This window comes from Pseudonocardia sp. MH-G8, assembly GCF_002262885.1.
Lineage (GTDB): Bacteria > Actinomycetota > Actinomycetes > Mycobacteriales > Pseudonocardiaceae > Pseudonocardia.
Genome location: NZ_NKYF01000010.1, coordinates 218,687 through 239,820 on the forward strand (window position 1 = coordinate 218,687; position 21,134 = coordinate 239,820).

Sequence of the window (21,134 nt, forward strand, 5' to 3'; positions counted from 1 at the left end):
CCGTGCCTTCATGCTGCTGTGTCAGTCGCCTGCATCTGCTGGTCCTCACCACGTGGTGCGCGGCCGAGGGTGATGGCGACGAGCACGGCGGCGCTGAGGGCGACGACCGCGGCTCCGACGAACGCGGCCGAGTAGCCCGCGGTGAGCCGGACCGGATCACCCAGCGCTCCCGCGCCCTGCATTGTTGCCAGCGCGGTGACCGCCGCGAGGCCGAGGGCCGACCCCACCTGGTAGCTGGTGTTGACGATGCCGGAGGCCAATCCGCCCTCTTCCGGTCGGGCGGCCGAGAGCGCCGTGCCGAGCGTGGGGATGAAGGCCATCGACATGCCCAGCGCGGCGACGATCGAGGCAGGCAGGACGTCGACCCAGAAGCTGCCGTCCGGCCGGACGAGCGCCAGCCACGCCATGCCGGCCGCGAGCACTGTCAGTCCCGAGACCGTGAGGGCCTTCGGACCGAACCGGGCGATCAGTCGCGGAGCAAGGGCGATCATGCCGATCATGATCACGATGGTCATCGGCAGCAGCGCCGCACCACTGGGGAACGCTGTGTAGCCCAGCACCTGCTGCAGGTAGAGGTTCAGGAAGAACCACATCGGGATCCATGCGGCGCCGAGCAGCAGCTGGGCGACGTTGGCCGCGGCGAGATCGGGCGCGCGGAAGATCCCAAGCCGCACCAGCGGGTCGCGGCGACGGGCCTGGATCATCACGAATGCCGCGAGCAGCACGATCGCGGCGCCGAGCGCGAGCAGCGTCTCGGCTGCGAGCCAGCCGGCCTCGGGGGCGCGGACGATGCCGTACACAGCGAGCGCCAGCCCGGCGGTCACGGTGATCGCTCCGAGTGTGTCCACCGCGCCGCGGCGTCGGCCCCCGGCGGGCATCACGGTCGGGATGACCGCGAGGATCAGCAGCGCGATCGGCACGTTGAGGTAGAACACCCATGGCCAGCTGAGGTACTCGGTGATCACGCCACCGAGGAACACCCCGGCGGTGCCGCCCGCGGGCGCGGCGGCGCCGTAGAGCGCCAGCGCCTGGGTCAGCTCCCTGGGCTCGGATCCGAACAGCATCATCAGCAGCGTCAGTGCGGCGGGGGCGATGAGCGCGGCCCCGGCTCCTTGTACCGCGCGTCCGGTCAGTTCCCACACCGGGTTGCCGGCTGCCCCGGCGAGCACGGATCCGGCGAGCAGGACGGTCCAGCCGATGCCGAACAGGCGGCGGGCGCCGAACAGGTCCGAGAGCCGGCCGCCGAGCAGCAGCAGCCCGCCGAAGGCGACGACGTAGGCATTGAAGACCCATGACAGGCCCTCGGGTGAGAAGCCGAGGTCGGCCTGCATCTTCGGCAGCGCGACTCCGATGATCGAGGTGTCCATGATGACCATGAACTGGGCGGCGGCGATGACCAGTAGCCCGAGCCGCCGCCGTGCGGCTCCCGGTGTCGTGGTGGACATTTTTACTCCTTACCCGTAGGGGGTATCAGTGCGGTGCGGCGGAGGCTAGCACTGTCTCGCAGGAGTGGGCAGGAAGATCACCCGAGCGGCCTAATACCCCTCTGGGGTAGCAGTTCCCGGCATCCATCTGATGTCGCCTTCACGGCGCCCATGTCGAGCCTCGCGACCCCGCCTCCTTCGGCTGATCAGTCGTCCGCCTACGGTGTGACTCCGCACGCGGACGGGCTGATCCGCCTGGACAGGTCGCGTCGCCTCGGAGAGGATGCGACACCCCATACGGGTACGGCAGGAGGTGGATCTCGTGGTGGAGTTCGTGCCGGTGCTCGCGGTGCTCGCGGTAGCCGTCGCCCTCGTGCTGGTGGGCTACGCGGCCTCCTCGCTGCTGGCGGTCCAGCACATGCACAACGACGTCCCGACGTTCTCCGGGGGGCTAGCGCCGACGGAGCACGCGGTGTCCCGCTTCCACGTGCGCTGGTACCCGGTGACGATGGTCTTCCTGGCCTTCGACATGGAAATGCTGTTCATGTACCCGTGGACGCTCGTCGTGTCCCGGGTCGGGGTGGCGTCCGTGATCGAGATGTTCCTGTTCCTCGGCATCCTGCTCGCCGGAGTGCTCTACGCGTGGCGCGAGGGAGCCCTCCGGTGGACGTGACGTCGTGGCTGCTCAGGGTTGCGAAGCGACGCCCTCATGTGCTTGTCGTCGCTGTGCCCGGCAGCCCCTCCGCTCGACTCGCGCTCGAGGCCGCGATCGCCCGGCGTGGATGGCCCGCCGCCAATGCTCCGGCCGACGCCGACATCGTGGCCGTTGCCGGCGCGGCCGGCCCCGAACTCGCCGCCGTTGTCGATCGGATCTGGACGCTGGTCCCGGCCCCGCGGGCCCGCATCGCCGTGATCGAGCCTGCTGCTGTGGATGTGGAGCTCGACCGAGCCGTTACCGAACTGGGCGACCGGCACCACCAGTGCCGCGAGGAACCCGACATCCTCGACCGGCCAGGGGAGGCGAGAACCCCGGCCCACGGTGACCACGAGAGCCGGGCGGAGCACGGCGACGCCGAGCACCGGGCCGAGCACGATGGTGGTGCGGGCCGTGGTGAGGACGCGCATGGTGAGCACCACTGCGGGCCTGCACGCGACCAGGACGACGACGGTCACGAGGGGAACCACGGCCAGGAACACCATGGAGCCGATGCCGGCGATGGAGACGACGCCCACGCCGAGCACGGCGGGAGCCACGGCGGTCATGAAGGTCACGGGGGACATGCGGGTCACCACGGGCATGCCGGTGGGATGGAGATGCCGGGTGGCCTCCCGATGGCCGACCTGGGCGAGGACCGCGACGGGCTGACCCTGGACCGGCTGCACCTCCCACTCGGGCCTGCGCTGCCGGACTGGCCTGCGGGATTGGTCGTGCGGGTGGCCTTGCAGGGCGACGTGATCCAGGAAGCCACGGCGGAGGTGTTGGACGCCGGTCACGCCCGGCCGGTTCCGTGGCCGAGCGGTAGCGGAGTGGCGCGGGAGCTGGACGGGCTCGGTCGCTTCCTCGCCATCGCGGGTTGGACCGACGCAGCCGCTCGAGCGCGTGGGCTCCGCGACGCGCGGCTGGCAGACGGTGCCAGCGAGCAACCCGATGGGCCGGTGGTCGACCTGGTACGGCGGGTCCGCCGCTCCCGGACACTGCGCTGGCTGATCCGCGGGATCCCCACAGGCGGGTCCGATGTCGCGGCACTGCTCGAGACACGCCTCGGCGCGATCGAGGCGATGCTGACCGCCCCGCACGCGTCCCCCATATCGAGGCCCGGCGTCGGGGAGCTGCCCGAGCTGCTGGTGGGGGCGGAGTTCGCCGCGGCTCGCCTGATCGTCGCCGCGGTCGATCCCGAGACCGACCGCTCTCCCGTTGCCCAGGAGGCGCGGCATGGATGAGATGCCCGCCGTCGCGATCCCGGCAACGCTGCCGTGGTGGTCGGCGCTGCTGCTGCCGGTGCTGCTCGGGGTGGCGACCTGGCTCGCGGTCGCCTGGGACGCGGCGTTGACCGACCGCGCCTCGGCGCGCCCGGGCGGTCTGGGTTCTGCGTTGGCGATGCCGGGCCGGGAGAGCGCCCGCCTGCTCGTCGGGCAGCGGCGCCGGACGATCGCGGCTGACACCGTTCTCGGGCGGCTGGGCGGGGCCGCGCTGCCGGTGGCGGCGCTGCTGGCCGCCGCGGTGCTGCCGCTCGGGGAGCGGCCGGTGGCCGATCTGTCGGTGGGTGTCGTGTGGTTCAACGCCATGGAGGTGGTGGCGTGGGCCGCGGTGTGGATGGTCGGCTGGGGCTCCAACAGCGCGCTGGGCCTGGTCGGCGGTTATCGGTTTGTCGCGCAGGGGCTGGCCTACGAGCTGCCGCACATGTTCGCGATCATCACGGCCGCGCTGGGAGCGGAGAGCCTGCGGCTGACGACGATCGTCGACGCGCAGCAGGACCTGTGGTTCGTCGTGATCATGCCGGTGGCCTTCGTCGTCTACCTGATGTCGGCGGCGGCGATGGCGTTCTGGGGGCCGTTCGATGCCCCGGTGGCGCGGGAGGTGGCCGGGGGCGCGGCCGCCGAGCTGTCCGGCGTGGACCGGCTGGTCTTCGCAGGGGGCCGGTGGCTGCTGCTGGTGGTGGCGGCGGCCATGGCCGTGCCGTTGTTCCTCGGCGGGGGCCACGGGCCGCTGCTGCCGCCGTGGGCCTGGGTCGCCGTGAAGACGGTGGCGGTGCTCGGCCTGCTGGTGTGGGTGCGGCGCCGGTTCCCGACAGTGCGGATGGATCGCTACACCGAGTTCGCGTGGGTCGTGCTGATCCCGCTGACGATCGCGCAGGCGCTGGTCGTGGCGATCGTCGTACTCCAACGAGGGGGGATGTAGTGCTCTCCATCGTCGTGTTCTGGGTGCTGACCGCAGCCGCGCTCGTGTTCGGCCTGCTGGTGTTCCGGCTGGACTCGATGGCGCAGGTGACCTTCGCGCTGCTCGCGTCGTTCCTCGCGGTGGCCGGGCTCGTGCTGCTGCTCGGGCTGGGCTACCTCGGCGTGGTGATCGCGCTGATGATGGTCATCGAAATGGTGATCATGGCCATCTTCATGATCATGTACATGATGAACCCGGCCGGGTTGATGTCGATGACGATGGTGCACAACCGGGTCGGGTCGACCGTGATCGCGGTGGGCACATTCGTGGTGCTCGCGGTCGGGATCCTGATCGTCGACTGGCCCGACCGGCAGGGCGAGCCGAGCCCCGACCCGACGTTCGCGCTCGGTGAGGCCTTAATGGGCGGGCAGATGCTCACGATGATGACGCTGGGCGTGGGCCTGTTCGCCACGATCGTCGCCACGGTCGTGCTGGCCACGGATCGCGGCCGCTACGACCGCCTCGGCGACGACCTGCGCGCGGACCGCGCTGACGACCCGGCCGGCGGAGGTGTCGGGCGGTGAACCTGGAGCTGTTCCTGCTGCTCGCGGCCGGGCTCTTCGCGATCGGTCTCTACGGAGCCCTGTCGCAGCAGTCGATCGTGATGCTGATGATGGGCTTGGAGCTGATGCTGAACGGCGTCATCGTCGCCACCGCCGCGTTCTGGTATTTCGTCGCTCCTGGCGGCACCGATGGTCAGGTGCTCATCGTGGTGATCATCACGGCGATGGCCGTGGAGATGGCGGCCGGGTTCGCCGTGGTCACTGCCATCTACCGCGCGCGTCAGGTCGACATGACCGACGACGCCGCCGATCTGAAGGGCTGAGCGGAGCGTGCGGAGCGAACAGGCAGCGCTGGCGTTGCTGTTGTGGTCCGTGGTCGCTGTGCCGCTGCTCGCGGGCGGGCTGCTCGCGGCGACCGGGCGGCGCGCGGATCGGGCCGCTCCCGTGGTCGGTGTGCTCGGCGCCGCCGGCGTGCTGGCCCTCGCGATCGCCGCGGCGTTCGCACGCCCGGTCGTCGACGCGCCGCTGGTGGCCGGGATCCGCGCCGGGCTCGCCGTCGACGACCTGTCGGCGCTGATGGTCGTCACGGTCGCCGTCGCGACGCTGGCAGTCCTCGTCTTCGCGGCGGGGGAGGCGGAGCTGCGCACCGCGCGGTTCGTCGGGTTCGTGCTGCTGTTCGCCGGCGCGATGCTGGTGACGGTCACCGCGACGACCCTGGCCGTGCTGCTCATGGCCTGGGAGGTGATGGGGGCGATGAGCTGGGCGCTCATCGGCTACCAGTGGCGCGAGCCCGAGTCGGTGCGCGCGGCGCACACCGCGTTCCTCACCACCCGCCTCGCCGACGTCGGGCTCTACGTCGCTGCCGGGGCTGCGCTCGCCGGAGGGGTCGGGTCGCTGGCGCTCGCCGAGCTGCCCGCTGTCGGTGGGCCGTGGCTGCACGTCGTCGCGGCCGGGGTCGTGCTCGCGGCGCTGGGCAAGTCCGCGCAGTTGCCGTTCAGCTTCTGGCTGTCCCAGGCGATGCGCGGTCCGAGCCCGGTCTCGGCGCTGCTGCACTCGGCCACGATGGTGGCGGCCGGGGCGTACCTGCTGCTCCGCCTGGTCCCGCTGTTGGACGCGAGCGGCTGGGCCGGCCCGCTCGTGGCGTGGATCGGCGCGGCGACGGCGTTTCTGTTGGGGCTGGTCGCGATCGCGCAGTCCGACCTCAAGCAGCTGCTCGCGGCCTCGACCTGCGCGCAGATCGGTTTCATGGTGCTTGCTGCGGGTGTCGGTGGCGTCGCGGGCGGCGCGTTGCAGCTGGTCGCTCACGCGGCCACCAAGAGCCTGCTCTTCCTCGCCGCCGGAGCGTGGCTCGTGGCGCTCGGGACGAAGCAGCTGGGTGGGCTGCGGGGTGCCGCTCGGCGGTTCCCGCTGGTCGGGGTCGCGTTCACCGTCGGCGCCGCCTCGCTGGCAGGCCTGCCGCCGCTGAGCCTCTGGGTGACCAAGGATGCCGTGCTCGCCGCCGCGCTCGAGCACGGCGGCCTCGCCCTGTACGGGGCGGGGCTCGCCGGAGCGGTCGTGTCGGCGGTCTACAGCGCGAAGGCGGTCTGGTTCGTCTGGCAGCCGGTGCCGACCGACTCTCCGACCGTCGATTCGGAGCCGGCCGGCCGGGTGAGTCTCCCGATGCGGCTCCCGCTTGTCGCGCTGGCGGCACTCGCCGCCACCCTCGGGCTGCTCCCAGTGCTGACGACCGGGGCGATCGCGGCGACGCCGCCTGCGGTGTGGGAGCTCGCCCTCTCCGCGGTGCTCGCCGTCGCCGCCGTGGCTCTCACATGGCGGCTGACCTCGCGCATCGGATCCCCGCCTGCGCTGGCGGCGTGGCTCGGGGTGGAGCGCGTCGCGCACGCGGTGATCGTCCGCCCGACCCTCGCTCTGGCTCATCTCCTCGCCCGCTTCGACGACCGCGTCCTGGACCGCTCCGTCGAGGCGGCGGCACGAGCAACCGGGACGGCGGCCCGCGCGCTGGACCGCCGCGGGGAGCTGTCGATCGACGGTGCGGTCCGCGCGATCGCCGTCGGTGCCCGGTCCCTGGGTCGTCTCGCCAGACGCCCGCAGACCGGGCAGCTCCACCAGTACTACGCCCAGGCCGCCGCAGTGCTGGCAGCGCTGGCCCTGTTCATGATCGTCGTGAGGTGAACGTCGTGTTGTCGGTGATCGTGTTCCTGCCCGCGGCGTTCGCCGCGGTGCTGCTGCTGGTTCCGTCCACAGCGCCGCGCCGGGTCTTCACCGGGGCGTGGATCGCGGTCAGCGCGGTGGACCTGGCGCTGGTGCTCGCCGTCTGGCTGGGGCTCGAACCCGGCGGCGGGATGCAGTTCGCACAGCAGGTGCCGTGGATCCCCAGTGCCGGGATCTCCTACCACGTCGGCGTCGACGGGCTGTCGCTCCCGCTGGTCGCGCTGACCGCGGTGCTCTTCCTGGCGTGCGCGGTGTTCGCGCTGCGCGAGACCCGCCAGGTGAAGTCCTACGTCACGCTTTTTCTCGGGCTGCAGAGCGTCTGCCTCGGGCTGTTCGTCGCGCTGGACCTGATCCTGTTCTTCCTGTTCTTCGACCTGTCGATCGTGTTCATGTACTTCGTCATCGCCGGCTGGGGACACGGGGAGCGAGCGCGTGCAGCGGCGCTCAAGTTCTTCCTCTACACGTTCCTCGGGTCGCTGGCGCTGTTGCTCGGGTTCATCCTGCTCTACCTCGCCGCCGAGCCGCACACGTTCGACATCGTCGAGCTCACCGCGGCGAACCCGCTGGCGGGCGGGGGTGTGTACGCGGCGCTGACGTTGCTCGCGATCGGCGTCGGGCTCGCGGTGAAGACACCCACGGTCCCGTTCCACACCTGGCTCCCCCCGGCGCACACCGAGGCTCCCGCCACCGGGTCGGCGATCCTCGCAGGGATCCTGCTGAAGATGGGCACGTACGGGTTCGTGCGGATCGCGATGCCGATCCTGCCCGACACCTGGCGGCAGTACGCCATGGTCGCGGTGGTGGTCGGTGTGGTGTCCGTGGTGTACGGCGCGCTCGTCGCGCTGGCCCAGAGCGATCTCAAGCGCATGGTCGCCTACACCTCGGTCAACCACATGGGGTACGTGGTTCTCGGGGTGGGGGCGGCCGGGATCCTGGCCGGCACCGACGAGCAGGCCCGCCAATTGGCCACCACGGGCGCGGTGACGCAGATGGTCGCCCACGGGCTGATCACCGGCGCGCTGTTCCTGCTCAGCGGCGTGCTCTACGACCGTGGCCGCACCTACGACATGAGCGCTTACTCCGGGCTCGCGGCCCGGACACCGGTGTTCGCGGCCGTGTTCGCGGTGGCCGCGTTCGCCTCACTGGGGCTGCCCGGGTTCGCCGGTTTCATCGCCGAGTTCCAGATCTTCACCGGTGCCCTCTCGTCCGCGCCGGTACCCACCGCGATCGCGGTGACCGGCATCCTGATCACCGCGGGGCTGTTCCTGCTCGCGCTGCAGAGGCTGTTCCTCGGCCCGTTGCGCACCCCCGACGCCCCCGGTACCCCCCGGCCGTTCGCAGACCTGCATGCGAGCGAGATCGGGGCGATCGTCCCGCTGCTGGCGCTCGCCACCGTCATCGGCGTGCTGCCCCGGTTCCTGCTCGACGTCATCGAACCGGCGTCCCGCGCGCTCGTGGAGCTCGTCGCGCGATGACCGGCATGCAGATGATGAACGAGAATCCCGGGGCTCTGGTCCCGGAGCTGCTGCTGCTCGGCAGTGCCGTGGTCGGGCTGCTGCTCGGCGCGTGGCTGCCACGGCACCGGCAATGGCTCGTGCGGCTGCTGGCCGCCGTGGCGGCGCTCGCCGGACTCGCCGCCACCGCCGCCGCTGCGGCTCGGCCCGACGAGATCGTGTTCGGAACGAGCTACGCCGTCGACACCCTCACCCACGCCACCCGCGCGATCGTGCTCGTCGCGGTTCTGGTGGCGCTCGCACTGTCGGTCGACGGTACCGCCGGGCACCGGCGTGAGACCGAGTTCGTGGTGCTGCTGCAGCTCGGGGCGCTGGGCACAATCCTGCTCGCCGGGGCGAACGACCTGCTGCTGCTGTTCGCCGCGTTCCTGCTCGCCAGCATCCCCTTCTACGCTCTTGCTGCGTGGGACAAGCGTGCGTCCAGCACCGAAGCGGCGATGAAGTACTACCTCTCCGGCGCGTTCCTCGGCGTCACGATGCTCACCGGCACCGCGATCCTCTACGGGATCGGACGCAGCACGGCATACGGCCCGCTGCGTGAGGGACTGGCGGCAGCCCCTTCGGCCGCCGCCGCCGTCGGCCTGGTCGCCGTCCTCGCCGGGGTGCTGTTCAAGATCGGCGCGGTACCGGCGCACTTCTGGGTGCCCGACGTCACCGACGGGACGCCGGCGGCCGTGGCGGCGATCGTCACCACGATCCCGAAGATCGGCGGCCTCGTCGCGGCGTACCGGCTGCTGCTCGTCGCGGTTCCCGCAGACGTCGTCGACTGGCCGCTGCTCGTCGCGGTCCTCGCCGCGGCGTCGATGACGCTGGGCAACCTCGCGGCGTTCTTCCAGACCTCCGTCCAGCGTCTGCTCGCCTACTCGACGATCAGCCAGGTCGGGTACCTGCTGATGGTCGTCGCTGTCGCCGGGCGTGCCGAGCTCGCGCAGCCGGCGTTGCTGGTCTACCTGGCGGCCTACGCGATCACGAACCTGGGCGCGTTCGCCGTCGTGGCAGAGCTACCGCAGGCTCGCACCCTCGACGACTACCGCGGGATGGCCCGTCGGCACCCCGGCCTCGCCGTGGCGCTCGCCGTCAATCTGTTCGGTTTGATCGGTACCCCGCCGACCGCGGTGTTCGTCGGCAAGCTGACGGCGTTCACCGCCGCGGTGGACGGCGATCTCGCGTGGCTCGCGGTCCTCGCGATCGTCAACACGGTAGCCAGCGTCTTCTACTACCTGCGCTGGCTCGCGCCCACTTTCCGCAGCCCGGATGAGCGCGCGCCGGAGGGGGTGCTGCAGCCGGCCGGGAGCTGGTCTGCCCTCAGCGCCTACATCTGCGCTGTCGCCGCAGTGCTGCTGGGCGTGCTCGGGGGTGTCTTGATTCCCGCGCTCTCGAGGGCCCCGGTCATGTGACATCCGCTGTCCTGAGATGGACCTCGAGCTCGGCTGGGTCACGCCCATTTTGGGTCCGAACGCCCCTCGACGGGGGTCGGCGGCCCAGTCCTTTCGCGGAGGGCTGAGAAGCGCCGCTTCAGCCGCCGGCGACCTGTCCAGCGGGCCGCCGGGGACCGGTGGGGTGCGACGGCAGCAGCACGACGATGATCACGGCGCCGAGGGCCACGCAGACCGCGCCCGCCGCAAGTCCGTGTGAGTAGCCCATGATGCTCAGCGCGGCTACCCCGATGGCGCCGCCGACCTGCTGTACCGAGGTGAAGAGGGCGGAGCCGAGACCGGCATCCTCTGAGGTGGTGCCGTCGACCGCAGCTGCGGCCAAGACGGGCAAGCTCAACCCGTTCCCCACGCTCAGTACGAGCATTCCGGGCAGGACGTGGGCGGCGTAGAGGTCGCCTGTTGCGACGCCGGACAGCAGCAGCAACCCCGCGATGTTGACCGTGAACGCCAGTAGGAGTGCCCAGCGCGTCCCGATCCTGAGCGAGATGCGAGAGGACAGCCACATGCCGGCCAGAACGCCGGCGCCGTAGGGCAGGTAGGCGATGCCGGCCAGGAGCGGGCTGTAGCCCAGAGCGGTCTGCACCTGGATCATCAGCAGGAATGCCATCGCATACATCGCCATCGAGAACAGGAGGGTCGCTCCGTTGGCGACCGCCCGCGTCCGTGATGCCAGGAACGGCATGGGCACCAGTGGCGCCGCTGCCCGCGACTCCGCCACCAGGAACGCCACTGCCAAGACGGCAGAGAACGCGATGGCGCCGACGCCGAGGAAATCGGTCCAGCCGAACTCTCCGGTTCGCAGCAGCCCGTACACCAGGGACACAGCGGCGCCGGTGACCAGGACCGCGCCAAGAACGTCGAGGTGGCGCCGGGCGAGAGCGCGGGACTCGGGCACCAGGCGAGGGAGCAGCACCAAGGCCACGGCGACGACGGGCAGGTTGATCAAGAAAATCGCCCGCCAGGACACCAGATCGGTCAGCACTCCGGACAGCACCAGGCCCGAAGTTCCGCCCAGGGCCGCGACACCGCCCCAGATGCCCAGTGCCTTGACTCGCTCCTCTGGACCCGGAAACAGCAACGTGATCATCGCCATCGCCGCCGGGCTGGCCGCGGCAGCTCCTGCGCCCTGTACGAACCGTCCGATGACGAGCTGCCACGGCTCCTGTGCAAGTCCGCAAGCCAGGCTGGCCGCTCCGAACAGCGCCACTCCGATGAGGAAGATGCGGCGGCGGCCCAGCAGATCGGCCATTCGGCCGGACAACAGCAGCAGTCCTCCGAAGGCCAGGAAGTAGGCGTTGACCACCCAGGGCAACCCGGATTCGCTGAAGCCGAGCTCATCTCGGATGCTGGGCAGCGCAACGTTCACGACGGTGTCATCGAGCACGAGCATGAACTGGACCAGGCACAACACGAACATCGGCACCCGTCGACGCTAAGATCCGCCCTGCCTTGGCCACAATCCGCGATGAGGCCAGACTATGTCGCGTGGAGGACTTGGGTGCGATCATCGTGGGCCACTTCCCGCTGGCCTCGGGGGACTGGATCGCGGCGCACAGCCACTCCCACCATCAGCTCGCCTGGACGCGACGAGGTGTCCTCAGCGTCCGCGTGGCCGAGGCGTATTGGGTCCTGCCGCCCACCAGGGCGCTGTGGCTTCCCGCGGGTGTCGTGCATGCGACCGGCGCGACCCGGGACGCGGTGCTCTGCAGCCTGTACCTGGCACCGGAGCGCTGTGCGCTGGATTGGCGGGAGCCCACGGCAGTCGGTGTCGACGGCATGCTGGTCGAACTGATCGGGTACCTGGCCCGCACCGACCTGGCCGACGACGCGCGAATGCGCGCCGAGACGATGGTGCCCGACTTGTTGCACCCGCTGCCCACCCGGCCCATCAATGTGCCGCAGCCCACCGACGAGCGCGTCCGGATGGTCTCTCGCGCCCTGCTCGCGGACCCGGCCGATCCGCGGAGCCTGGAGGCTCACGCCCGCGCGGTGGGCGTGAGTAGACGGACGTTGACGAGGCTGTTCGTGCGCGACACCGGTATGAGCTTCGACCATTGGCGCACGCAGGTACGCCTTCGCGCGGCCTTGCCGCTGCTTGCCGAGGGCCAGCCGGTGTCGAGGGTGGCGCACAGCGTGGGGTACTCCACGGCGAGCGCGTTCCTGGTGGCCTTCCGCCGCACGGTCGGAACTACGCCACGACGGTATCTGCTCAATCGTTGACTTCGCCCGTCTGAGCGGCCAAGGACGGCGATGGCGTGACCACGCTGAGACCACCCAGCCTCCAGCAGGATGGCACGGCCGGAGATGGTGGGGACGGACCGATCGGCGGGTGGCGGGCGAGCCGGCGGAGGCCGAGCCGCCGTGCTGGAGGCGCTATCGGCGGGCCGAGCTCGATGATGGCGCTCTGGCCGTCGATGGCGCTGCGGCAGGCTCCGGAGTTTGTCGCCTGTCCCGGGTGCCGGCGCGTCGTCGGAAAGGTTCGTCGGTACCGGACGCGGTCTCGTTCATGAGCTGGCCGCTCCGGTGGGTTCCCACTCGACGACGTTCAGTGGGCTGACTCGCCGGGGTCGGGGAGCAGCGAGATATGCGAGAAGCGATGCTTCTCGCGAAAGACGCTGATGACGGGAACGGGGGCGTTCCCTGGCGCTGATGTCGAGGTGCGATCCGGCCACGTTGTGGCCACGCCTGCGTTGAGCATGGTCGCGGTGAGCAGCCCTGCCGACTTCCATCCGCGCCGTCGCCGCGCCCGAGCGGACGCCGCGCGCACGTCGCAGCTCGTCGTGCGGTTCGCGCCGTCCGAGCTTGCGCTCGTCACTGCTGCGGCTGGACGAGACGGCCTTGCAGTGGGTGCCTGGATCGGTGAGCTGGCCTGCCGGGTCACCCGAGGTGACGTGGATGAGGTGCCGGTCGAGTGGGTGGACGTGGTGCGGGTCTTGCTGCGCTACGGGCATGAGGCGCCGGCGGTCCGGGCGCGGCTGGATGAGCTGGTGGATGTTGCGGTGGCGCGGTTGTCGTCGTGATCACGAAGGTGGTGCACGGCTGGCGGGTCGGCGGGCTGCTCGCCTATCTGATGGGGCCGGGTCGGGCGGAGGAGCATCGTCGGCCACGCGTGGTCGCTACGTGGGACGGGCGGGATGCGGGGTGGCAGCCGTCGGCCACGGGGCCGGGGGAGTGGGATCTCGAGCTCGGTCCGTTGATTCGGGCGCTGCGTGCACCGGCGATCGCGGCGGGTCTGCCCGATGCTTCCGACGGTGAGGGGCGGCGCGGGTATGTGTGGCACTGCTCGGCGCGGGTCGCCGCGCAGGATCGCGTGCTCTCCGACGCCGAGTGGGCGCAGGTGGCGCGGGACTTGTTGCACGGCGCCGGCGTCGTGTCCCGCGGTGACAAGGGCGGGCCGCGGTGGGTGGCGGTGCGGCACGCGGATGACCACATCCACATCGCGGTGGTGCTGGTTCGGCAGGACACGGGGCGGCGGTTCTGGCCGCACCGGGACTACCCGAGGCTGCGGGTGGCCGCGCGGGAGATCGAGCAGCGGCTGGGCCTGACGCTGACGGCGGCCGCCGACGCCACTGCCTCCCGTGCTCCGGTCCGTGGCGAGGTGGAGAAGGCGGCGCGCCGGGGGCAAGTGCCGGCGCGACCGGAGCTGGTGCGCGCGGTGGCTGCGGCCGCGGTCACCGCTCATGACGTGGCCTCGTTCGAAGCTGCGTTGCGCTCGGCTGGGTATCTGGTGGAGATCCGGTACGGGCCGTCGGGGGATGCGCTGGGGTACAAGGTGGCCCGGCCAGGCGACAAGACCGCGGCCGGCTACCCCGTTTACTACTCCGGCAGCAAGCTCGCGGCCGACCTGTCGATGCCTCGCCTGCAGCAGCGGTGGGCCGGGGTGTCGGGCGCAGTAACTGCCCCTGCCGGCGTTCTGGCGGAGGCGCGGTACGGCGTGGACCGTGCTCGCCGGGCGGTGGCCGGCGCGCGGAACGGGCGGCTGGACGTGGACGCTGACGAGATCGGGCACGCCACGATGGACGTGCTGACGGCCGTGCGCGGGTTCGAGCTCGCGGGCCGTGACCTGGCGGCGGCTGCGGATCGGTTCGAGCGGGCGGCGCGGATTCCGGACCGGCGGGTGGGGAAGACAAGCGGGGCCAGCACCGGTCTGCGGTGGGCGGCTCGCCAACTAATCCGCCACCGCAAGGTGTTGCGACAGGACGAGGTTGCAGCCGGGGTTGCGCTCGCGGTCGCGTTGGCTGCCCTGCTGCAGGAGATCGCGGCGTGGCAGTGCGAGCGCGGGCGGATGCACCAGGCAGCCGCGGCCGAAGCCTCGGGTGAGGCGGTTCGAAGCTGGGCGTCGGCGTGGCTTCCTCTGGCGGTGTCGGCGCCGTCGTCGCAGGTGGCCAGCGTTGACCACGGATCAGTCGTACGGGAGCCACGGAACCGCATGGGGCGGGATCGAGGCTCGCGTCAGCCGCGGGCGTGAGCCCTCGGTGTGGCGACGTGGGGAGGCAGTGTGGTGCACGAGCGGCAGTCCGTGGGGGTCGTGCTCACGCTGCACGGCGTTCAGGACTTCGCGGTCGTCGCTCACCATCCGGGCACCGCGGAGGCGACAGTGAGTGTGCGGGTAGGGCGCATGTTGCTCTACCTCCACGACCGCCCGACCGCGCGCGTGTTCGCGGCGACGTGGCGTCGATTCGGCCAGGACGCGATGCGGTTGCCGAGGGAGTCGGGCCGTCCGCGGGTGCCGCCGGTGCAGCAGGCCGGTCGGGGCAGCGCGGAGACGGCCGTTCTGATCAACGCGCGTGACGCGCCGCCGTCGTCGGGACAGATGCTGCGTCCGGCGGGGCGGCCGTGTTCGTTGCGGATCCAGCTCGAGCGGGTGGTGTTCGACGTTCGCGACATCGGTGCGTACGCGTCAATGCATCGGGCATTCGTCGACGCTGAAGCCCTCGCCGGGTCCGCCCTGCCCGAGCCGGATTGCGCTTCGGCGGCCCGGCGGGCGGCCTTTGAACGCGCAGCGCAGGCGCTTCCGACCCACACCCGGCCGCGTCGGGCAGATCTGACACCGCGTCGGAACGCTGTCGCCGGGCCGGTTGGGCGTGCTCCCCGACTCGGAGAGGCGTGGATGCTATGAGTACGGACTACCCGCTGATGACGTTGCCCAGCTACGAGTTGTACCAGCTGGCGCACATCGCGACATTCCTCGCCGAGGCACTCGCCCGCCACCGCCGCGCCGGGCACCGGTCCGATCGCGCCGCCGCTGTTCGTGACATCGCGGGCGGCCGCACTGCCTACGAGAACGCGCTCGGGGTCACGACGCCCTCCGGTCAGCTGCCCGGCCCGATCGACATGGCCACGTACGAGTCCGCCAGCGAGATGGTCGAGCGGGGGCCGCGCGAGGCGCATGTGGTGTCGCTCGAAGCGACGGGGCGCAGCGGGTGGGCCGTTGCGGGGCGAGTACCGGGCATCGGGCGGGTCGGCGCGGTCGTGCCCGACGAGGCCACCGCTAACGCCCTGCGTCAGCATCTGCTGACTCAGCCCGTCGGCGAGCTGGCGCCGTGGGCGGTGCGGGATCGACCTGTCCGGATGCCGAAGCTGCCGCGTCGAGTCGACCTGGCGGCGTTCGTCGAGAACCTCGACCCGCGACGGCTGAGCTCGCGGGCGGTCGTCCGGCACTTGCGCGGTCTGGACCGCCGCACCGACGCCGCGATCCGCGGCCGGTTCGCCGGCGTCGATCTCGATGCTCCGCTCGTGGTGGCTCCGTCCACCCCGCAGTCGGCGTCCCCGACGACGCAACCGACGGATACACCTGCCGGGGTTTCGACCTCGCCCGCGGCGGCAGACCCGGCACCGCGGGCGGGCTCGTCTCGACCTCCCGTATCCCGGGAGGGACGCTCTGCCGGTCAGAAGAAGCCGTCCCGACCGGTGGTCGCATCGCGCCACGTCTGCGGCCTCGGAGCTCAGGTGACCAGCGGGGCCGCGAAGGCGCCGACGACCAGCGCGGGCCCGTAGGGCACGGTGTCGCCTCGCCCCTGGCCCGCGGCGGTGAGCAGCGCGAGAGTGACGCACAGCAGCGCGGTGGCACCGACCAGTCCGACGAGGGTCAGCGGGGGATCGAGGACCGCGAGCAGGGCCGCGAGGCTCGGGAGCAGCTTGATGTCACCCCAGCCGAGAACCTCACCGTGAACGGCCTTGACCACCAGGGCTACCGCCAGCACCAGTGCCGCGACGCCCGCTGCCAGCCGCGCCGGAGCAGCTCCTGCCTCGATGGCGGTGAGGGCGGTACCGAGGGCGAAGGTGCCCGTCAGCGGATTGGGCAGGCGGCGCTCGTCGAGGTCGACGACGGCGGCCGCGACGCCCACGGCGATCAGTGGTGCGATGGCCGCGCGGTTGCAGGCCGCGACCAGCAGGCCCACCAGGACCGTGACGGCGATCGTCTCCAGCCTGGTGCTGGCGCGTGGGAGGGTGCGTGTCGCTGAGGCGAGTCGGAGCGTCACCGGACCGAAGGCCAAACCAGTCACCGCAGCCAGAGCGGCCGCAGGAAGGGCGGTCATGTCCGTCGACGCGGGCCGTGCGGCAGCAGTTCGTTGAGCACGGCGAAGGTCTCGGGTGGAAGCTCTTCGGGCACGTCAAAGCCGCGCGCGTCGAGCAGGATCGCGGCGTAGCGCTCCATCTCGGAAGGCCTGTCTTCGGCGTGCGCGATGCGCATCAGGTCGGTCAGGGGGCGGTCGAAGACGACGTCGACGTCGACGGTGCGCGCGATCTCGGCGGCCCGGCGGGCGAGCGCGGGGTCGCCGGCGGCCAAGGCGAGGTCGACGAGTTCGTGCGCGGCGTCGACGAGGAAGCCGGGGATCTGCAGGTCGTGGCGCTGGTCGTGGTTGTTCAGCCAGGCGTAACCACCCGGGCGTAAGGCGCTGAGGACGGGGCCGCGGATCAGTCCGAGCGCGGCTTCGTAGTCGGTGACCGCCCCGTCGTGGCCGGCGGCGTGCCGTGCTTGTGCGCGCTTGCGCAGGCGGCGGAACAGGTCCCAGTCCAGCAGGTGACCTCGCAGCCGATAGGTGCTGTCGCTCTGCATGTCGCTGACGAAGGCGCGTTCCGAGTCGCTGTCGAGCCCGCGTCCGGCCCAGCGGCGTGCGCCGTAGAAGGCGTGCCGGACGGTGGCGGGATCGATCTTGTTGCCCTCGGGCCACAGATCGGTCACCGCGGTCTGCATTGTGACGCCGAGCGGGTGCAGGCTGAGGTAGACGAGCACTTCGGTGAACCAGCTGGGCCGCACTGCCGGAAACTGGCCCGGGGCGCGTACGACCGGCTCGCCGAGGATGCCGACGAGCGGGACGTCGGGTGTGCCCTCGGCTGACCAGCGTGCGAGATCATGGTCGAGGTCGGGGTCCTGCTGTTCGACGATCGTCAGTCGTCGCACGGCTTCGGGATCGGGCGGCGGCTTCACCGCGGTTTCCGGTCGCTCGTCGAGTGTCCCGTCCTCACGCATCCCGTCGGCCCAGGTCTCGGGCGCGGCGGCAGGGCCTGCGGGCACGTCGGGTTGCGCGGTCGGTGCGAGGATCTCGGCCAGGCCGGCGCCGGTGGTTCCTGACATGTTCTCGGCCGACCAGTGCTCCTCGCCGACGTCGGGCATCAGCAGCTGACCTCCATCGGTGACGTGCAGTTCGTGGCCGGCGAGCGCGATGCCGGCGGTGACGACCGCGACGGGTGCGCGTCGGGTCCCGCCGATCTCCCCGGCGATGTCTGCGAGTCCGGCGCGTTCCTCGTCGGTCGCCGGACCGGTCGCGAGCAGCACGACCGGTAGCCATGCGTCGGGTGCGGTTCCATCGAGACGCCCGTGCAGCAGCGACGGCACGCCCAGCTGAGCGAGGGTGTCGCGTGCCGCGCGCAAGCGTGCGCGGATCTCGGTGAGGCCGGCGGCGACGTCGGGGAGCACCTGCAGCCGTTCCGGGTTGAGCGGGGCCAGTTCGGCGCCGAATCCGACGAGCAGGATCTCGCAGTCCTCGCTCCACCTGCTGTTCGCCAACTCAGCTGCGACATGCCGCAGGAGTCCCGTGGCCAGGCCCAGGTTGCCCGTGACGTGGGCGATGCCGAGCTCTTCGAGATCGACGAGGAGCGTCTGCCCACCTGCCCCGGTCGCGACCGAGACGAGCGTGGGGAACGGTGCGCAGTACCCACCGGCGTCGTCGGGCCCGAGCGGTAGGTTGGCCGTCGCCGGAACCGACCAGGTCCGGCCCTCGAGTGGCTCGAAGGGCTCGGGCAGGGAAGCCTGCGCGGCGAGCGAGACCACGGCGTGCTCGGAATCGAGGATCGCGGTTCTCAGCGGTGGAGCGTCGATACCGGCCCAATCGCTGAGCGCGAGGCCGCGCAGCGCCGCGTCCAGGAAGGCGGCGTCGACGGTCGGCTCGCTGGCCGCGGCGATCCACTCGGCGCGCCCCGCGTCGTCGCTCGGCACGGCGATCCGGTGGTACGGCCGCCGGGCGCGCAGCTGGCGGCGCCTCCGCAGCGCCAGTGCGGCCACCAGCCCGGCGACCACGAGTGAAGATGACCCGAGCACGACCGCGACAGTCGAACCATCATTCGCTTCGGGATCAGCAGGCGGATCCGCTTCGGGCGCTTCGATCTGCGCATCGGTGTGCGCTTCCGCCGACCTCTCCTCGTTTCCGGGACTCGGCGGCACTGTGGTCGTCGGAGGTGGCAGCGGTTCAGGCGGGGGCGGGTCATCGGGAATCGGTGCAGCTGCAGGCGGCGATACGGGTTCGGGCCGCGGCTCTTCAGGTACGGGATCCGCCGATGGCGGAGGCTGAGTCGGCTCGGGGAGCACGAGGGTCCAGCCGGGCCGGATCAGATCGGGATGGTTGAGCCGCTGTCCGTCGAGCTGGAGGCGACCACGGTTCTCCTCGAACACCGCGTCGGCGCGGCTCGGATCGCCCAGATGCTGGGCGGCGATCTCGGTGAGCGTGTCGCCGGGGCCGACGACGGCGACGTGTCCGTCGGCGTCGGGTCCGGGCACCGCGTCGGCTGGCAGCTCCAGCAGCCAGCCGGTTCGCAGCAAGGCCGCTTCGGTCAGGCGCTCACCGTCGGGCTGCTCGCGGCCCGAGTTGAGCTCGTAGATCTCGCGCCAGCGCAGCGGGTCGCCGAGGGTCTTCTCCGCGATCCGCCAGAGCGTGTCCCGTGGTTGTACCTCGTACTGCGGGCCCCCTGTGCGCTCCTCGGCTGGTGCGGTGCCCGAGGTGCCATCCGAAGGAGCCGCGCTCGTCAACGCAGTGGCAGGAGCGGCAGATGCAGTGGCCGATCCGGCTGACAGCAGCGCTCCCACAAGGACAGCAGCGAGCGCGCGGCTTATCCCCAGACCGGGCAGCTCGACTCGGGTCGTCGGCCGTCGCCGCAGCACGCCGAGGAACTCGGCGATCAAGGAGAGGGTCAGTTGTAGCCACAGGGCGGCGCCGACGAGCAGAAGGAACCAGAGGAACAAGCGGCCGTCGTCCGGGCGAGCCAGCATCGCGAGGAGCTCGGCAGGCGAGGGCCGGGGTGCCGGGAACGCGGCCCTGGCCACCAGCCAGAGCAGAACCGGCACTCCCGCGACGATCCCGAGGATCGCGGCTGCAGCGAACGTCGCGCGGACCAGTCGCCCGAAACTCATCACGGTGCCCCTTCGGGGAGAACGGGAACGAGGACCGCTTCAGCGGAGCCGCGGCTCGTGAGTTCGTCCTGTCCGGCGAGCCCCAGGAGGACGGTCGGCCGGCGCACCGTGACCTCGACGCGGATGCGGTCAGGAGCGGCGATGATCACCTCGCCGTCGACGCCGGCGGCGAGGAGGTACCGACGGGCGGATTCCGCAGCCGCCGCCGGGTCGACGGCAGCGACGCCACGGATCAACGCCCTCGGATCGAGGTCCTGGCCCGCTGCCCTCGCGGCTTCCTCGGCGAGGGCATCGGCGCGCGCCACGCCTTGTGCCGCACGGACACCGTCGATGGCGAGCCCGACGACGAGCAACATCGCCAGCATGCTGATCGCCATCGGCACGCTGACAGAACCGCCGCCTCGTTCCCCGTTCACGTCCGCACCCGGTACCGGTCGATCGGGCTGGCGAAATCTGCCGTGACTTCTCGGCCGCCGGGAAGCCCTGGCAGCCCGAGATCCGACCAGCGGACGGCACAGGTCACGCGGGCGCGCATAACTGAGTGCACCCCGATCGGCGCGGACGCAGGATCGGCCTCCACTGCGACCTCGAGGTGGTCGCACACGATGCCCTGCCCCTCGAGCACCCGGCGGCTCTCTTCCTCTGCCGCGACCCGCCCCGTCGCGGGGTCCCGCTGGACGGAGGCGATCCGTGCGGCCGATCGGGCCGCTTGGTCGACTGCTGACTCCGCAGCGGTCAGCCGCCCGGCTGCCATCGCGAAGGCGAGCAGCACCCCGATGACCACGGCGAGGATTGCGGCCTCGGTCGCCGGGCCACCGCCCCGCTCCGCGTCAGCGACGATCCTCATGGGGTCACGCGCTCCACCGCTCCCACCGCTTCCTTCGACACGTGCAGGGCTACGCCGGGCACCAGCGACAGCGCATCGCCGCTGACGCGCACACGGAGCACACCTGTCGCCTGATCGAGTTCGGCCGCAACTTCAGCGGACCCGAGACTGCTGCCTGCGGCTCGCCGCAGGAACGCCTCCGCATCGCGTCGCGCATCAGCCGCGGAGGCCGCGTGGTGGTAGCGCCCTGCCCGGAGGCCCTCCTCGGCGGCGGTGAGCGCGAGCTGTCCCGCGTAGAAGACGAGCGCGACCTGAACCACCGCGGAGATCATCAGAAGCATCGCGAGCCACAGCAACGCCATCTCCACGCTCGTGGAGCCTCCGCGCTCGGAACCATCTAGGCGCATGACCTGCACGACAATCAGCCGGCAATCAACCCAGCGCGGCTACTCGTCGAGGGCTCCGAGCTTCTTGGCGACGAAGGCGCCCACTCCGGCAGCGATCGCGCCTGCGACCACGGCGCCTCCGGAGATGTGGAAGCCCTCGTCGGTGTTGCGTCCGCCCCCACGCTCGTCGACCGGGCCGAGTCGTTGCTGCAGCCAGAGCAGGAGGTTCGTGAGGTGCATGTTCGTCGTGGTCCACATGGCGTGTCCT

The 21,134-nt window shown here is 71.3% G+C and carries 22 protein-coding genes; 13 read left to right on the forward strand and 9 right to left on the reverse strand.

What is annotated here, in order from left to right:
* Positions 1-8 precede the first annotated feature (8 nt).
* Positions 9-1,445, reverse strand: a complete 1,437-nt coding sequence (locus tag CFP66_RS23645; RefSeq protein ID WP_094927311.1) for an MFS transporter — start codon at positions 1,443-1,445, stop codon at positions 9-11.
* Positions 1,446-1,746: 301 nt separating this feature from the next.
* Between CFP66_RS23645 and CFP66_RS23650 the strand changes: the two genes are divergently transcribed.
* Positions 1,747-2,097 (forward strand): NADH-quinone oxidoreductase subunit A, encoded by a 351-nt coding sequence (locus CFP66_RS23650; protein WP_233159651.1) that lies wholly within the window; start codon positions 1,747-1,749, stop codon positions 2,095-2,097.
* Here CFP66_RS23650 and CFP66_RS23655 read toward each other — a convergent pair.
* Positions 2,061-2,705, reverse strand: coding sequence for a hypothetical protein (locus tag CFP66_RS23655; protein ID WP_143517359.1), 645 nt, complete (start codon positions 2,703-2,705; stop codon positions 2,061-2,063). The two genes, CFP66_RS23650 and CFP66_RS23655, sit on opposite strands and share 37 nt — an antisense overlap.
* A gap of 27 nt (positions 2,706-2,732) precedes the next feature.
* Between CFP66_RS23655 and CFP66_RS23660 the strand changes: the two genes are divergently transcribed.
* Genes CFP66_RS23660 through CFP66_RS23690 form a run of 7 tightly spaced genes read left to right on the forward strand, consistent with a single transcriptional unit; the run spans position 2,733 to position 9,987 of the window.
* A complete protein-coding gene (locus CFP66_RS23660; RefSeq protein ID WP_094927314.1) occupies positions 2,733-3,365 on the forward strand; it encodes a hypothetical protein in 633 nt (210 codons plus the stop codon).
* The gene (locus tag CFP66_RS23665) at positions 3,358-4,323 is read left to right on the forward strand and encodes a complex I subunit 1 family protein (RefSeq protein WP_233159653.1); all 966 of its coding nucleotides are present in this window, start codon (positions 3,358-3,360) and stop codon (positions 4,321-4,323) included. The genes CFP66_RS23660 and CFP66_RS23665 overlap by 8 nt, the downstream gene beginning before the upstream one ends.
* The gene (locus CFP66_RS23670; protein ID WP_094927316.1) at positions 4,323-4,886 is read left to right on the forward strand and encodes an NADH-quinone oxidoreductase subunit J; all 564 of its coding nucleotides are present in this window, start codon (positions 4,323-4,325) and stop codon (positions 4,884-4,886) included. Before CFP66_RS23665 ends, CFP66_RS23670 begins: the two co-directional genes overlap by 1 nt.
* Entirely contained in the window at positions 4,883-5,188 is a 306-nt protein-coding gene (nuoK, locus tag CFP66_RS23675) for an NADH-quinone oxidoreductase subunit NuoK (RefSeq protein ID WP_094927317.1), read from the forward strand. The genes CFP66_RS23670 and nuoK overlap by 4 nt, the downstream gene beginning before the upstream one ends.
* A 7-nt stretch (positions 5,189-5,195) precedes the next feature.
* A complete protein-coding gene (locus CFP66_RS23680) occupies positions 5,196-7,037 on the forward strand; it encodes an NADH-quinone oxidoreductase subunit L (RefSeq protein WP_233159654.1) in 1,842 nt (613 codons plus the stop codon).
* Between the two features lie 5 nt (positions 7,038-7,042).
* Entirely contained in the window at positions 7,043-8,551 is a 1,509-nt protein-coding gene (locus CFP66_RS23685) for a NuoM family protein (RefSeq protein WP_198961633.1), read from the forward strand.
* Positions 8,548-9,987 carry an NADH-quinone oxidoreductase subunit N gene (locus CFP66_RS23690; RefSeq protein ID WP_233159655.1) on the forward strand — a complete coding sequence of 480 codons (1,440 nt, stop codon included), beginning with the start codon at positions 8,548-8,550 and terminating at the stop codon, positions 9,985-9,987. The genes CFP66_RS23685 and CFP66_RS23690 overlap by 4 nt, the downstream gene beginning before the upstream one ends.
* Positions 9,988-10,105: 118 nt before the next feature.
* Here the strand turns inward: CFP66_RS23690 and CFP66_RS23695 are convergent, their stop codons facing one another.
* Positions 10,106-11,443, reverse strand: a complete 1,338-nt coding sequence (locus CFP66_RS23695) for an MFS transporter (protein ID WP_094927378.1) — start codon at positions 11,441-11,443, stop codon at positions 10,106-10,108.
* Between the two features lie 32 nt (positions 11,444-11,475).
* On the opposite strand from CFP66_RS23695, the gene CFP66_RS23700 reads away from it, so the two are divergent.
* The 5 genes from CFP66_RS23700 to CFP66_RS23720 all read left to right on the forward strand — a co-directional run bounded on the left by CFP66_RS23700 (position 11,476) and on the right by CFP66_RS23720 (position 16,023).
* Complete coding sequence (locus CFP66_RS23700; protein WP_233159656.1) at positions 11,476-12,246, forward strand: helix-turn-helix transcriptional regulator; 771 nt, start codon at positions 11,476-11,478, stop codon at positions 12,244-12,246.
* A gap of 485 nt (positions 12,247-12,731) precedes the next feature.
* On the forward strand, positions 12,732-13,046 hold the full coding sequence (locus tag CFP66_RS23705; protein WP_143517360.1) for a hypothetical protein: 315 nt from the start codon (positions 12,732-12,734) through the stop codon (positions 13,044-13,046).
* Positions 13,043-14,494: a hypothetical protein gene (locus CFP66_RS23710; protein ID WP_094927321.1), complete on the forward strand. Its 1,452-nt coding sequence runs from the start codon at positions 13,043-13,045 to the stop codon at positions 14,492-14,494. Before CFP66_RS23705 ends, CFP66_RS23710 begins: the two co-directional genes overlap by 4 nt.
* Positions 14,495-14,524: 30 nt before the next feature.
* A complete protein-coding gene (locus CFP66_RS23715; RefSeq protein ID WP_143517361.1) occupies positions 14,525-15,145 on the forward strand; it encodes a hypothetical protein in 621 nt (206 codons plus the stop codon).
* Positions 15,142-16,023: a hypothetical protein gene (locus CFP66_RS23720; protein ID WP_094927323.1), complete on the forward strand. Its 882-nt coding sequence runs from the start codon at positions 15,142-15,144 to the stop codon at positions 16,021-16,023. The genes CFP66_RS23715 and CFP66_RS23720 overlap by 4 nt, the downstream gene beginning before the upstream one ends.
* On the opposite strand, the gene CFP66_RS23725 is transcribed toward CFP66_RS23720, so the two are convergent.
* The 6 genes from CFP66_RS23725 to CFP66_RS23750 form a co-directional block, all read right to left on the reverse strand.
* Positions 15,972-16,508, reverse strand: a complete 537-nt coding sequence (locus tag CFP66_RS23725; RefSeq protein ID WP_158228181.1) for a prepilin peptidase — start codon at positions 16,506-16,508, stop codon at positions 15,972-15,974. The two genes, CFP66_RS23720 and CFP66_RS23725, sit on opposite strands and share 52 nt — an antisense overlap.
* A 53-nt stretch (positions 16,509-16,561) precedes the next feature.
* A complete protein-coding gene (locus CFP66_RS23730) occupies positions 16,562-19,654 on the reverse strand; it encodes a LysM peptidoglycan-binding domain-containing protein (protein ID WP_094927325.1) in 3,093 nt (1,030 codons plus the stop codon).
* Complete coding sequence (locus CFP66_RS23735; protein WP_143517362.1) at positions 19,654-20,070, reverse strand: pilus assembly protein TadG-related protein; 417 nt, start codon at positions 20,068-20,070, stop codon at positions 19,654-19,656. The genes CFP66_RS23730 and CFP66_RS23735 overlap by 1 nt, the downstream gene beginning before the upstream one ends.
* Positions 20,067-20,501 (reverse strand): hypothetical protein, encoded by a 435-nt coding sequence (locus CFP66_RS23740; protein ID WP_094927327.1) that lies wholly within the window; start codon positions 20,499-20,501, stop codon positions 20,067-20,069. The genes CFP66_RS23735 and CFP66_RS23740 overlap by 4 nt, the downstream gene beginning before the upstream one ends.
* Positions 20,498-20,848, reverse strand: coding sequence for a pilus assembly protein (locus CFP66_RS23745; RefSeq protein ID WP_158228182.1), 351 nt, complete (start codon positions 20,846-20,848; stop codon positions 20,498-20,500). The genes CFP66_RS23740 and CFP66_RS23745 overlap by 4 nt, the downstream gene beginning before the upstream one ends.
* A 78-nt stretch (positions 20,849-20,926) precedes the next feature.
* Positions 20,927-21,124: a hypothetical protein gene (locus tag CFP66_RS23750; protein WP_094927329.1), complete on the reverse strand. Its 198-nt coding sequence runs from the start codon at positions 21,122-21,124 to the stop codon at positions 20,927-20,929.
* Positions 21,125-21,134: the final 10 nt, after the last annotated feature.